The organism is Loktanella salsilacus, from assembly GCF_900114485.1.
In the GTDB taxonomy this organism is placed as follows: domain Bacteria; phylum Pseudomonadota; class Alphaproteobacteria; order Rhodobacterales; family Rhodobacteraceae; genus Loktanella; species Loktanella salsilacus.
In genome coordinates, this window is the sequence record NZ_FOTF01000001.1 from 201,456 (window position 1) to 213,410 (window position 11,955).

At 62.4% G+C, this 11,955-nt stretch carries 14 protein-coding genes; 7 read left to right on the top strand and 7 right to left on the bottom strand.

Features of this window, described 5'->3' with window-relative positions:
• The first annotated feature begins 59 nt into the window (after positions 1 to 59).
• On the top strand, positions 60 to 935 hold the full coding sequence (locus BM131_RS00915) for a hypothetical protein (protein WP_090184249.1): 876 nt from the start codon (positions 60 to 62) through the stop codon (positions 933 to 935).
• 89 nt (positions 936 to 1,024) lie between these two features.
• Here the strand turns inward: BM131_RS00915 and BM131_RS00920 are convergent, their stop codons facing one another.
• Entirely contained in the window at positions 1,025 to 1,288 is a 264-nt protein-coding gene (locus BM131_RS00920) for a DUF2312 domain-containing protein (RefSeq protein WP_090184252.1), read from the bottom strand.
• Between the two features lie 113 nt (positions 1,289 to 1,401).
• Between BM131_RS00920 and BM131_RS00925 the strand changes: the two genes are divergently transcribed.
• Entirely contained in the window at positions 1,402 to 1,617 is a 216-nt protein-coding gene (locus tag BM131_RS00925) for a hypothetical protein (RefSeq protein ID WP_175499115.1), read from the top strand.
• Here BM131_RS00925 and BM131_RS00930 read toward each other — a convergent pair.
• The gene (locus BM131_RS00930) at positions 1,614 to 1,904 is read right to left on the bottom strand and encodes an ArsR/SmtB family transcription factor (RefSeq protein WP_090184255.1); all 291 of its coding nucleotides are present in this window, start codon (positions 1,902 to 1,904) and stop codon (positions 1,614 to 1,616) included. The genes BM131_RS00925 and BM131_RS00930 overlap by 4 nt on opposite strands.
• A gap of 106 nt (positions 1,905 to 2,010) precedes the next feature.
• On the opposite strand from BM131_RS00930, the gene BM131_RS00935 reads away from it, so the two are divergent.
• From BM131_RS00935 to BM131_RS00945, 3 genes are read left to right on the top strand one after another with little or no spacing between them, the layout of a single operon-like run.
• Positions 2,011 to 2,436 (top strand): YeeE/YedE family protein, encoded by a 426-nt coding sequence (locus BM131_RS00935; protein WP_090184258.1) that lies wholly within the window; start codon positions 2,011 to 2,013, stop codon positions 2,434 to 2,436.
• Positions 2,436 to 2,867, top strand: coding sequence for a DUF6691 family protein (locus BM131_RS00940; RefSeq protein WP_090184260.1), 432 nt, complete (start codon positions 2,436 to 2,438; stop codon positions 2,865 to 2,867). Before BM131_RS00935 ends, BM131_RS00940 begins: the two co-directional genes overlap by 1 nt.
• Before the next feature lie 9 nt (positions 2,868 to 2,876).
• Positions 2,877 to 3,281 (top strand): protein tyrosine phosphatase family protein, encoded by a 405-nt coding sequence (locus tag BM131_RS00945; RefSeq protein WP_090184263.1) that lies wholly within the window; start codon positions 2,877 to 2,879, stop codon positions 3,279 to 3,281.
• A 48-nt stretch (positions 3,282 to 3,329) separates the two neighbouring features.
• Here the strand turns inward: BM131_RS00945 and BM131_RS00950 are convergent, their stop codons facing one another.
• The 5 genes from BM131_RS00950 to BM131_RS00970 all read right to left on the bottom strand — a co-directional run bounded on the left by BM131_RS00950 (position 3,330) and on the right by BM131_RS00970 (position 9,228).
• The gene (locus BM131_RS00950) at positions 3,330 to 4,379 is read right to left on the bottom strand and encodes a FliM/FliN family flagellar motor switch protein (protein WP_090184267.1); all 1,050 of its coding nucleotides are present in this window, start codon (positions 4,377 to 4,379) and stop codon (positions 3,330 to 3,332) included.
• A 72-nt stretch (positions 4,380 to 4,451) separates the two neighbouring features.
• Complete coding sequence (locus BM131_RS00955; protein ID WP_090184270.1) at positions 4,452 to 7,163, bottom strand: ATP-binding protein; 2,712 nt, start codon at positions 7,161 to 7,163, stop codon at positions 4,452 to 4,454.
• Entirely contained in the window at positions 7,160 to 7,471 is a 312-nt protein-coding gene (locus BM131_RS00960) for a hypothetical protein (RefSeq protein ID WP_245754093.1), read from the bottom strand. The genes BM131_RS00955 and BM131_RS00960 overlap by 4 nt, the downstream gene beginning before the upstream one ends.
• Positions 7,455 to 7,862: a response regulator transcription factor gene (locus BM131_RS00965; protein ID WP_090184273.1), complete on the bottom strand. Its 408-nt coding sequence runs from the start codon at positions 7,860 to 7,862 to the stop codon at positions 7,455 to 7,457. Before BM131_RS00965 ends, BM131_RS00960 begins: the two co-directional genes overlap by 17 nt.
• Positions 7,863 to 7,944: 82 nt before the next feature.
• Complete coding sequence (locus tag BM131_RS00970; protein WP_090184276.1) at positions 7,945 to 9,228, bottom strand: helix-turn-helix domain-containing protein; 1,284 nt, start codon at positions 9,226 to 9,228, stop codon at positions 7,945 to 7,947.
• A gap of 216 nt (positions 9,229 to 9,444) precedes the next feature.
• Here BM131_RS00970 and BM131_RS00975 point away from each other — a divergent pair, with 216 nt between their 5' ends.
• Together BM131_RS00975 and BM131_RS00980 are read left to right on the top strand one after the other, a co-directional pair.
• A complete protein-coding gene (locus BM131_RS00975) occupies positions 9,445 to 10,806 on the top strand; it encodes a substrate-binding protein (protein WP_090184279.1) in 1,362 nt (453 codons plus the stop codon).
• 116 nt (positions 10,807 to 10,922) lie between these two features.
• Positions 10,923 to 11,954, top strand: coding sequence for a branched-chain amino acid ABC transporter permease (locus BM131_RS00980; protein ID WP_090184282.1), 1,032 nt, complete (start codon positions 10,923 to 10,925; stop codon positions 11,952 to 11,954).
• Position 11,955: the final 1 nt, after the last annotated feature.

Genomic DNA, 11,955 nt, shown 5'->3' on the forward strand with positions numbered 1-11,955 from the left:
TCCAGATTTCCCGTTATGCTGCGCGCCAAGATCAACAAGAACATTTGCTTGGGGCCATCATGGAAATCGCGCTGCACATCGGGGCCAATTGCACCGACGAAGATCTGCTGCTCAAATCGATCCTGAAAAACGCCGACCTTTTGGCTGCCAATGATATCAGCGCCCCCGGTCCCAGCACCTATCGCCGCCTGATCCGGGAAACGATCCAGAACCTGAATGGCGCAGCCCCCGCCCCCGATACGCGGCAGATCCTGCTGGACGCCATTGTCGAAGACGACGACCCGAACCGTCTGGTGATGAGCAATACGAACTTTATCTGTATCCCGAACCGCATTTTCGATGGCGGTGCCTTTTACGGCCAAGCAGAGTTCAAACTGCGCGCCATGCTGCAACTGTTCCCGCAGGACGAGCTGGATATTTACCTGTCGCTGCGCGATCCGGTGACCTTTTTGCCAGACGCCTACCGGCGGTCAAAGGCGGATAGCTTTCCCGCGTTCATGCAGGGGTTTGATCCGCATAACATGCGCTGGTCGGATCTGGTGCGCCGTATCCGCAGCATCGCACCAGAGGCGACGCTGACCTGCTGGTGCAACGAGGACACGCCGCTGATCTGGGCAGAGCTGGTGCGCGACATTGCCGGACTGACCCCCGACGTGCAGATCACGGGCGGCTTTGATCTGCTCGCATCCATCATGTCCAAGGAAGGCATGAGCCGCTTTTTGCACTACATGCAGGCGCATCCGCCCGCGAACGATGCGCAAAAGCGGCGCATCATTGCGGCGTTCTTGGACAAATACGCCATCGCAGAAGAGGTGGAAGAAGTCGTCGATATGCCCGGTATGACGCCAGAGGATATCGAGGATATGTCAGCGGCTTATGACGAAGATGTGCTACGCATCGCGCAGATGCCGGACGTCACCTTTATCATGCCCTGATGCGCAGGCCCGCCCCACGTCGGGACCGGGCCGCAATCACAATAGCGCAAATGGGCCGCGCGATGCGCAGCCCGGCCAAGCCAAATGGCTTAGCTCATGCCCAATGCGACCATGTACATTTCCAGCACGGCCTCTTCTTCGTCCAGATCGTCCTTGTCACGCTTGCGCATGGCAATGATCTTGCGCAGGACTTTCACGTCATAGCCGCGACCCTTGGCTTCAGCCATGATCTCTTTCTGGCCTTCGACGATGTCCTTCTTTTCCGCCTCAAGCCGCTCATACCGCTCGATAAACTGGCGCAGCTCTTCGCCGGCAACGTTCTCGGTCTGGATGTTGGGGGGTGTATCGGACATCGGGTTTCTCCTGCGCGGTATGGGTCGAGCTTGTTCCTAGCCGCTGACCCCGCCCCTTGCAAGGCGCTGGCTGACACGGTAGCGGATGCGCGCAATATATGGGGGCATGGGCAATGATCTATCTTATCTGGGCTGGCGCGATCGTGTCCGTACTGGGCCTGTGCGGCGTCCTTTATTCTGTGACGGCCGTGATCCGGGCCAAACGCGCCGGTTTGGACGACGAAGCGCTGCGCGCGCAGATCGCCAAGCAGATGCCGATAAACCTAGCCGCGTTCTTTTCAGCCATGCTGGGACTGATGATGGTCGTTGTCGGCGTATTGCTAGCTTAAATCGTTGCGGCCATGTCCAGCAGCGCCAGCGTGCGCGGCTCTGCCACGGCATAGAGCATGATGCGCGCGTCATCCGCGTCGCGGTAGCAGCTGACCAACCCGTCATTGCGCATCCGTAGCAGCTGTAACGATACCGCGGGCTGTGTGGCACCGACCATCACTTGCAAAACACTGACCGATTGCGGCCCGCCGCGCAACGCCAGCAGCAGACGCAGGCGCATCGGGTTGGCCAGCCGTTTCAGCACAGCAGCGGCGTGGTCGGCGGTGTCCCAGTCGGTTTGCGTCATATTCGGCCTTTGGTTCGGGGCTTGCGGCGGGGGAACAAATGCATAAGTGGCGATGTCTGCCCTGCAAGGGTAAACGGCTTTGCCCAAAAGGAAAAGGAACGACACTGTGCCAATAGATTGGATCATGGGATTGATCGGTGGTTTGCTGATCGGCGGGGCGGCGGCGCTGTTCCTGCTGGTGAACGGGCGGATCATGGGGGCCTCTGGCCTGCTTGGCGGCCTCGTGGACGGTAGTGGCCGCAGCGACGCAGGAGAGCGGCTCGCCATGATCGCAGGCCTTATCGTGGTGCCGGGCGTGATCGCGCTGGCCATGGGCGGCGCGCAAACACACCTGACATCCAACATGGGGCTGATCGTCGTGGCAGGCGTGCTTGTCGGGATCGGCACTCGGCTGGCGAACGGGTGCACCAGCGGCCACGGCGTCTGCGGCATCAGCCGGCTCAGCCTGCGCGGGATTATCGCAACCCTGATCTATATCGGCGCAGGGGCCGTCACCATCGCCGCCCTGCGCAGCATCGTCGGAGGTCTGTGATGCGCAAACTTGTTAGCTTTCTTGTGGGCGGTATCTTTGGCACCGGGCTTTTGCTGTCAGGCATGACAGATACGGCTAAAGTGCAGGGATTCCTTGATTTCTTTGGCGACTGGGACGTGACGCTGGCCTTTGTCATGGGCGGGGCGATCCTGCCAATGGCGCTGGCGTGGCGTTGGACAATCGGTCGCCGCCCTGTGCTGGGCGGAAAGTTTCCGGTGCAGTCCGGCACCCAGCTAGACACAAAGCTGGTCACCGGTTCGGTGCTGTTCGGTATGGGCTGGGCGCTGGTGGGTCTGTGCCCCGGTCCGGCCATGGCATCGCTGTTTTGGGGGGGCTTGGGCGGCATCGTCTTTGTCGCTGCAATGATCGCGGGCATGCTTGTCGCCCCCGCCATCGCCAAGCGGCTAGACGCGGGCCCGGCGGCGCGGTAATCCTGCATCATGGATATTCGTCAAATCACCCCCGCCTACGCCTCCGCGCCTCAGATCGATCCTGCCGATGCAGGCGCGATCAAGGCGGCGGGTTTTGTCACCGTCATCTGCAATCGCCCCGATGCAGAAGTGCCGCCAAGCCATCAGGCTGACGCGGTGCGCGCCGCGATCGAGGCGGAGGGCCTGACCTTTGTCGTCAACCCGGTCACGCACCAAGGCCTGAACGCCGATATGGTCGCCTTGCAAGCGCAGGCCGCCGACAGCGGCAAAACGCTGGCCTATTGCGCCTCTGGCACACGGTCCACGATTGTCTGGGCCTTGGGCCAAGCCGGCAAGATGGACCCGGACGCCATTATCGCGGCAGCGGCCACGGGCGGCTATGACATCAGCGGCCTGCGCGACCGTCTAGGCTAAGGCACTGCACGCAGGTCCAACCCGCTGGACCTGCGTGATCCTGCCCCGCTAAAGCGACAGCGGCAAAGGTGCTGCAGACCAATCCATCTCCTCTTCGCCATCAGCGTCGCCGTCGTCCATCATAAACTGCGGCGCGGCTATATCGCTCGCACGGGTGCGCATGGCACGTTCCGGCGGATCTGATGCGCCGCCATCCATTTCGGTCATCGGGATAATATCGGCGCAGGCTTGGATGCGCACAGCGATCTGCCCGGCCATCTGCCCAAGCCGCCCGCGCGCCACGGTGCGCCCGTTCAGATCGACAAGCCGCACCATGCCCACCGTGCACCCTTGCAGCGGTAAAATCTGCCCGACTTGCAACCCCGTCATCACCGACAGCGGCAGTTTCATCCGGTGCAGCACCGCGTCCAGCCGCGCCGGGGCTGTCATGACCGTATCATTCAAAAGGCTGTGCCAATCGGCGATGGGGACATCCGGGCTGGCCGCCTGCGTATCGGCCAGCGCCGAACCCTGCAACGGCAGCGCCAGCAGCATCACCCCCTGCCGGTCCGGCCCGCCGCAATCCAGCGTCATCCGCATCAATCGATAGGTGCCGTCGGTCATGTCGAAACTTGCAGCGCGGCAACTGGTAAAGCGCGGGCCAAGCCCGACCATCCGCGTCCAGCCGTCCAAAGATGTGCGCGCTGTCGTCTCTTCTAATTCATCCAGAAGGGCCCGCAGCAAGGGCTGCACCAGTGTGCCTTCGGTCTTGGTAATGGAGCGCGTATCCGGCGCACCTGCGCTGATCTTACCGGTTGTCATCACCTCTATCGCCGCCGCGACAAGGCCAGCATCGCAGGCCAAAATCCCGCAAATTGCGCCATCCCGCGTCAGGGATATCAATAACAACTCGTCTGTGAATTCGGCCAGCAATTCATCCAGCGGCAAGGCCTGTTCGGCCACGCTGCCCACAGTCACCGGCAGGCCGATACTGGTCTGCGCCCCCCGCGCCAGTGCCAGCCGCACGGCCCGCGATGCGGTCAGCGGGACATCCGGTGCATCCGGTTGCTGCCGCTGTGTCATGCGCTGCAGAACGCCGGATCCGGTCGCCGTTGTCATTGCTATCCTTTCAGGTCAGGCCCACTGCGCAGCGGGATGACCCAGATGTCGCGCAATTAGGTTTCTACACCCTTAAGATGCGACCACTGCAGTGCCCTCTTTCACGGGCGCAGGCGCAATTTCAGGCAAAGTCACGCGAAAACAGGTGCCCGCCGCCTGCGGAACATAGGCGACATCACCGCCAAGCCGGATCATAATCTCTTTGCTGATCGCCAACCCCAGTCCTGCGCCCCCAGCCCGCGACGAATCGCCAAGTCGAGAGAACTTTTCAAAAATCACGACCCGGTCAGGCCCAGCGATCCCGCGGCCATTATCCACGAAATCAACCACTTGCCGCCCGTCCACCACGTGACTGATCACCCGCAGTTCCGGCACCGGCGCGCTGCAATACTTCGCCGCATTGGCAATCAGGTTGATAAAGACCTGGCTCAGCCGGTCCAAATCAGTTTCCAGCCACAGCTTTTGCGCAGCCCCGCTGCGATCAATGCGCAGCGCGCGCGGGGCGAGACCGGCAGCCCCGATGGCGCGGTCCAGCAAATCCGCCAGCGTGCCGCGCTGCACATGCAGCGTGACCTGCCCGTTTTCCAGCACCGACAGGTCCAGCAAATCGTCCAGCAGGCGGGTCAGGCGCAGCGCCTCTGCGTTGATGATGCCGGCCATGCGGGCGGTATCCTGCGGGCTGATATCGCCCATGCGCAGAATATCGGAAAACGACCGGATCGAGGTCATGGGCGTGCGCAGCTCGTGGCTGATCTGGGACAGAAACGCGTCCTTTTGCACCGACAACTGCATCAGCTTGGCGTTCGCCTCGCGCAGGGCGCGGGCGGTGCGTTCTTGTTCAGCGGATTTGGTCTGCAACTGGTTGGAATATTCCAAGATTTGCGCCGTCTCATCCGCCAGCGCGATCAGATCATCCACCGTCACCGATGCGCCCTGCGTCAGCTGCGCGATCATCGCATGGGCCGTGGCCGCCCCGACCGAACCTGCGAGTTCGCGTTCCAGCGCGGCAACAAAAGCGGGGGTCACGTCCGGCAGGGTATCAGACTTCCCCTGCCGCACCGCTGCGCGCGCAAAGATCGCCTGCGCCTGCGACGCGCCAAGGATACGCTGGGACATGATCAACAAATCTTCGGCCGTGGCGGCAGAGCGGGTCCAAGCGGGGCCGCTGGCCGAGTGATCGAAAACGTTGACGAATTGCGCGCCTTGCAAACGCTCGATCGGTTTGGGAAAGGACAAGACGGACCCGGCAAAGAACAGCCCCGTGTTCACCAGCAAGGACCACAGCAGCCCGTGCAGCACCGGGTCCACGCCCGCGATGCCGAACAGTGCCTCTGGCCGCAGCCAACCCAATCCAAACGGGCCATTTGCCGACACGGAGGCGCTTAAAACCGCGTCTGTGCCAAAGCTGGGCAGGAACAGGCACCAGATCCAGACCGCAAAGCCAGAGGTCAGCCCAAGGATCGCCCCTGTCCGCGTCGCCCCGCGCCAAAAGATGCCGCCCAGCATCGCAGGCAGGACCTGCACCACGCCGGAAAACGACACGAGTCCGATTGCCGCCAGTGCAGCCCCGCCGCCTGACAGGCGGAAATAAAGATAGCCCAGCGCCAGCACACCGCCGATGGACAGCCGCCGCGCCAGCACGACGACTTGACGCACATCGCCCGACATCACCGCACCGGGGGCCGCGCCTGCGCGCATCCAGAGCGGCAAGACGATATGGTTCGAAACCATCGTCGACAGCGCAATCGTGGCCACGATCACCATCGACGTGGCTGATGAAAACCCGCCAAGGAATGACAGCGTCGCCAGCCCCTGCTGCCCTTGGCTGAGCGGCAGTGTCAGCACGAAAAGGTCCGGGTTCGCCCCGACTGGCATGACCCGCAGGCCGACAACGGCGATGGGGATGACAAACAGGCTCATCAGCATCAGATACAGCGGAAAGGCCCAGCTGGCGGTTTGCAAATGCCGCTCGTCGGCGTTTTCAACGACCAAGACCTGAAACATGCGTGGCAGGCAAAGGAAGGCGGCGGCTGATAGGAAAATCAACGCGGCCCAGCGGCTGCCTGATTGGGTCCAGTCGGAAATCGGGGACGCCTCGATTTCCGCCAGCATGGCGACCGCACCGTCGGACAGGCCCCAGACGACAAAGATTCCGACGGCCAAAAGCGCGACGAGCTTGACGACCGCCTCGACCGCGATGGCGATGACGACGCCGTGGTGCCGCTCGTTCGCGTCTAGGTTTCGGGTGCCGAAAAGGACGGTGAAAAAGCACAACCCGATGGCGATCCAGATGGCGGCGCGGTTCAGCTCCACATCGCCCCAATCCTGACCGCCAGCGCGGGCGAAGACTTGGAAGGACTGGGTGACGGACTGCAATTGCAGCGCGATATAAGGGGTCGCCGCGATGATCGCCATGATCGTGACAATCACGCCAAGGGTCGTGGACTTACCGAATCGAGAGGAGATCAGGTCGGCGATGGACGTGATCCGCTGCATCCGCCCGATCCGCACCAATCGCCGCAAAATCCACCACCAGCCGACCACCACAAGGGTCGGGCCAAGGTAGATCGTCACAAATTCGAGCCCGGATCGCGCCGCGTAACCGACGGCACCGTAAAATGTCCAAGCTGTGCAGTAGATCGACAGGGACAGGGTATAGACGATGGGCAGGCGTAGCCAGCCGCCCTGCCCGCGTGCGGCCCGCCGTTCCGCCGCGAAGGCGACGAAGAACAAAAACGCGACATAGCCCAGCGCAATCGCGATCAGCTGATTAAAGGACATCATGGCGCGGTATCTGGATCGATAGCCGCTTCGTCATCGGGCCGGAGCTTGCGGGCGATCAGCGCGGTCAGCACGATCAGCAGCGTCCATCCGGCAAAAACAAAGACCACGGCAGCGGCCATACCGCCTGTTTCCTCTGGTGCGCGTTGCCACATCAGCGGCAGCAGCCAGATCACCGTGCCCAGCACGGGCAGCATTCGTGCTGCGTCACGCAGACGGCGTTGGCGATAGCTGTCGCGCGCCAGAAACAGGCTGGGTTTGCCCGGCAAGCGCGGCGGCACGGGGGGCAGCAGGTCAGGCGGTTGCGTCACGGGCCACATCGCCGCGGGGGGAATCCTCGCCAATCAGGGCGCGGACTTGGGCGCAAATCTCGGCGTTGGAAAAGGGTTTCGTCATAAACACATCCGCCCCCAGCCGCGTGGCCAATTCGCGATCCTTGGCCTGCCCGCGCGCGGTCAGCATCAAGACAGGAAGGGTCGCCGTGGCAGGTTCTGCGCGCAAATCCCGCAAGATATCAAAGCCGGATTTGCCGGGCAGCATGACATCCAAAATGATCATATCGGGGCGCTGGGCGCGGACCTTGTCCATCGCGGTTTCGCCGTCCTCGTGGGTGTGCACGGTGAAGCCATCGCGCGACAGGATAAAGCTGATCGCCTCGATGATATTCGGCTCATCCTCGATCAACAGAACTCGTCTGGCCATACGGTCTCCCTCTCCCCCCACGTTTGTGCGTCCCCCTCCCCGGGTGCGCACACATTGAGTATCGCGCCTGCGGCAATGGGAGTCAAAGAGTGATGGCTAAAGAGACAGAGGCCGGCTCTCTGCGGGCGGGGCAATTGGTGCGCGGGCACAGGCGGCACCCTGCGCCGACAGGGACCGCGGCGGCGGCGGCGGGGCCGTCATCGGAGCGCAGCAGCATCGTCGCCTCGATCAGGGGGGGCATATGCGGGCCATCGGGGTGCGGGATGACATCGGCAATCGCGTGGCAGGTCAGGCGCACATCCGGCGTGCCCGGCAGCACTGCCTGCGCCGCCACGGCCCGCCCCGGCTGCCCCAGCGCGGTAAAGATCGGCCATAGCGGACATAAACCAGCGCGGGACAACCCCGCCCCCGGCACGGATTTGAGCAAACGCACGACCCCGGCCGCATCGCAGATCAGCAGGCCCAGCGGCGGCGCATCGTCCTGCGCGGGCAGCGCGGCAAGCCGCCGCATCACCTGCGCCAGCGGGCGGCCCATTTGAGCGGAGACCCGCAATGGATCATAGCTGGCAGCCTTTGCCGCAGGCAGAAACGTCGCCAGCGGCAAGGCCACAGCATCCGCGTGATAACGGGCGTCGTAATCGGCCAGCAACCCCGCTGCCCCGGCGCTGAGCTGTGGATCATCCGCCGTCGCTGTCCCGCCGCGTTCCTGCGCGGGGCGGTAAAAGCCGGTTTGCGACAGGGCCTGCTCCATTTCTTCAAGCGGAGACAGCGACACCGGCGCGGCATTCGCGGGCGCATCGAAATAGGCGATCAGCGCGGCAGAGGTCTGCGCCAGCCGCGTCGCGTCATCGAAAATATTGCGGTGAAACCGGGCCTGCCAATCGGCGTCGACCTTGGCATCGCCCGTCAAAATCGCCGCCGTGGACTGGATCGAGGTCACAGCCGAGATGACGCCGTGCAGTGCCGTCGCAAGCGCCGGATCGTGGGTAATCCGGTCCTCTAGCATCTGCGCGCGTTGTTGCAGCGCTGCAATCTGATCGGCCTGCGCCGCAATCAGCCGCGCCCAGCCGGGATAGCGGGCGGCCAGATCGGCGGTCTGCGCGGCCTCGACCGTTTCGGCATCCGCAGCGCTGGCGGCGGCGCGCATGCGGCCCACCAGTCCGGCGTCAGCGCCTTCGGCAAGCAGCGCGGGGTCCAACCCAAGGGCCGCGGCGAGCTGGGTCAGCAATTTACCCCCGATGCGGCGGCGGTCATGTTCAATCAGGTTCAGATAGCTCGCCGAGATCCCAACGCTTTGCGCCAAATCGCGCTGCGCGATCTTGGCGTCCAGCCGCCTTGCCCTGATCCGCGATCCTGTCCGGTCCATGTACCACGCCTCCCTGCCGCTCAATGCTGCACCTGCGCGAAAACCACTTTACAGACGCTTTGGCGGATTTGTGCATTAGTTTACAAATTCGTCAAGTTTTCTGAAAGCTGTGTTGGTGCAAAACCGGACGTGACGTCATGATCACATTAGCGCTGTCAAGTGCAGGCCAAGGGACGGGAGGGTCCGGCGGCCTAGAAACCATGAGGGAGGATACCCATGTCCAAATCGAATTTCTCGCGCCGCGGCGTGCTGAAGACCGGGGCTGTCACAGGCGCTGGCCTGATGCTGCCAACGTACCTGCGGGCCGAAAACCATACCGGCTTTACCAACGCACCCACCGGCGACACCGTCACATTCGGCTTTAACGTGCCCCAGACCGGCCCCTACGCCGAAGAAGGTCTGGACGAGCTGCGCGCACAAGAGCTGGCCGTCGAGCACCTGAACGGTATCGGCGACGGCGGCATGCTGAACACCTTTAGCCAGAAGAACTTGGATGGCACCGGTATTCTGGGCAAAAAGGTCGGCTTCGTCACCGGCGACACCCAGACAAAATCCGACGTTGCCCGCGCTGCTGCGCAGTCGATGATCCAAAAAGACGGCTGCATCATGATCAACGGCGGCTCGTCCTCGGGCGTGGCTGTTGCTGTGCAAGGCCTGTGCCAAGACGCTGGCGTGATCTTTATGGCGGGTCTGACCCACTCTAACGACACGACCGGTAAGGACCGCAAAGCCAATGGCTTCCGCCATTTCTTTAACGCTTACATGTCCGCAGCCGCCCTCGCGCCGGTTCTGGAAAAAGCCTACGGCACCGACCGCAAGGCCTATCACCTGACCGCCGACTACACATGGGGCTGGACGCAGCAGGAATCGATGGCAGCCGCCACCGAAGCCATGGGCTGGGAAACCACACAGAACGTGCTGACACCCGTCGGCGCTGGTGACTTCTCGTCCTATATCGCGCCTGTGCTGAACTCTGGCGCAGATATTCTGGTCCTGAACCACTACGGCGGGGACATGGTCAACTCTTTGACCCAAGCTGTGCAGTTCGGCCTGAAGGACAAGATGGTCAACGGCAAGCAGTTCGAGATCATCGTGCCGCTGTATTCCGAGCTGATGGCAAAGGGTGCAGGTTCCAACATCGAAGGCGTCTACGGCTCGATGAACTGGAACTGGCAGCTGCAGGACGAAGGCACCAAGGCTTTCGTCAAGTCGTTCGGTGAAAAGTACGGCTTCCCGCCGTCCAACGCCGCGCACACCTGCTACGTCCAGACGCTGCTTTATGCAGATGCGGTCGCACGCGCAGGTTCGTTCAACCCCTGCGCCGTAGTCGAAGCGCTCGAAGATTTCGAGTTCGACGGCATGGGCAATGGCCAGACGCTGTATCGCGGCTCTGATCACCAGTGCTTTAAGGACGTGTTGGTCATGGAAGGTGTCGCATCGACATCTGGCAACGCCAACATGGTCGGCTACGACACTCTGAAAATCGTGGAAGAGACCCTGCGCGCTCAGGTCGAGTATGCCGAAGATCACCCCATGTTCGCCGGCGGCGCACTGGGCGACTGTAACCCGGGCGCATAAGCGCAAGGTTTCGGGGCAGGCGCACGTCGCCTGCCCCACCCCGCCAAGGTGCCACTGCTGCGCCATTCTCAATTTTTCGCACGAAACAGCCCGAGCCCCCCAAGAGGAGCGGACCGATGGACGCTATCGTACTACAAATTCTAAATGGTCTGGATAAGGGGTCGGCCTATGCGCTGATCGCGCTGGGCCTGACACTGATCTTCGGCACCCTTGGCGTCGTCAACTTCGCCCACGGCGCGCTGTTCATGATCGGCGCGTTCTGCGCTGTGACGATGCAGCGGCTGTTGTCGCTGTCGCATACGGTCATTGACCCAACGCAGACCGACTTCCTTGGCAATCCGCTGCAAACCAAGGTGCCTTATCTGGCCTCGGTCTTTGGCGCAGAGGGCGCGACAAGCCTGATCGCTTGGTCCGTGCCGCTGTCGATCATCCTTGTGATCCCCGTCATGCTGTTCGTCGGCTGGGCGATGGAGCGCGGGTTGATCAAGCACTTCTACAAGCGCCCCCATGCGGATCAGATCCTTGTGACATTCGGCCTTGCCATCGTGCTGCAGGAAATCATCCGCGCCGTTTACGGCGCGAACCCGATCCAGTCGCCTGCCCCGCCGATGTTTAGCGGCTCTGTCGATTTGGGGACCTATATCGGCTTTCAGGCGAACGCGGTCGTCTATCCGATCTGGCGTCTTGTGTACTTTGGCTTTTCCGCGATCATCATCGCTGCCGTCTTTGCCTTCTTGCAGTTCACCACCTTCGGCATGGTTGTCCGCGCCGGTATGGCGGACCGCGAAACCGTGGGCATGTTGGGCATCGACATCGACAAACGCTTTACCCTGATGTTCGGCCTTGCCGCCGCTGTCGCGGGTTTAGCCGGGGCCATGTACGCGCCCATTGTGTCGCCGAACTATCATATGGGCATGGACTTTCTGGTACTTAGCTTCGTTGTGGTCGTCGTCGGCGGCATGGGATCGCTGCCGGGCGCTGTGCTTGCGGGCTTTATGCTGGGCATCCTGCAAGGCTTTGCATCCATGAACGAGGTCAAGGCGATCCTGCCGGGCATCGACCAAATCGTCATCTATCTGGTGGCCATCATCATTCTGCTGACACGTCCCCGGGGCCTTATGGGCCGCGCCGGCGTGATGGAGGACTAAT

Bases quoted from the DNA above. Each gene is read 5' to 3' on its own strand.
- BM131_RS00915 (WP_090184249.1), top strand. From the start codon at position 60: ATGGAAATCGCGCTGCACATCGGGGCCAATTGCACCGACGAAGATCTG.
- BM131_RS00920 (WP_090184252.1), bottom strand. From the start codon at position 1,288: ATGTCCGATACACCCCCCAACATCCAGACCGAGAACGTTGCCGGCGAA.
- BM131_RS00925 (WP_175499115.1), top strand. From the start codon at position 1,402: ATGATCTATCTTATCTGGGCTGGCGCGATCGTGTCCGTACTGGGCCTG.
- BM131_RS00930 (WP_090184255.1), bottom strand. From the start codon at position 1,904: ATGACGCAAACCGACTGGGACACCGCCGACCACGCCGCTGCTGTGCTG.
- BM131_RS00940 (WP_090184260.1), top strand. From the start codon at position 2,436: ATGCGCAAACTTGTTAGCTTTCTTGTGGGCGGTATCTTTGGCACCGGG.
- BM131_RS00945 (WP_090184263.1), top strand. From the start codon at position 2,877: ATGGATATTCGTCAAATCACCCCCGCCTACGCCTCCGCGCCTCAGATC.
- BM131_RS00950 (WP_090184267.1), bottom strand. From the start codon at position 4,379: ATGACAACGGCGACCGGATCCGGCGTTCTGCAGCGCATGACACAGCGG.
- BM131_RS00955 (WP_090184270.1), bottom strand. From the start codon at position 7,163: ATGATGTCCTTTAATCAGCTGATCGCGATTGCGCTGGGCTATGTCGCG.
- BM131_RS00965 (WP_090184273.1), bottom strand. From the start codon at position 7,862: ATGGCCAGACGAGTTCTGTTGATCGAGGATGAGCCGAATATCATCGAG.
- BM131_RS00970 (WP_090184276.1), bottom strand. From the start codon at position 9,228: ATGGACCGGACAGGATCGCGGATCAGGGCAAGGCGGCTGGACGCCAAG.
- BM131_RS00975 (WP_090184279.1), top strand. From the start codon at position 9,445: ATGTCCAAATCGAATTTCTCGCGCCGCGGCGTGCTGAAGACCGGGGCT.
- BM131_RS00980 (WP_090184282.1), top strand. From the start codon at position 10,923: ATGGACGCTATCGTACTACAAATTCTAAATGGTCTGGATAAGGGGTCG.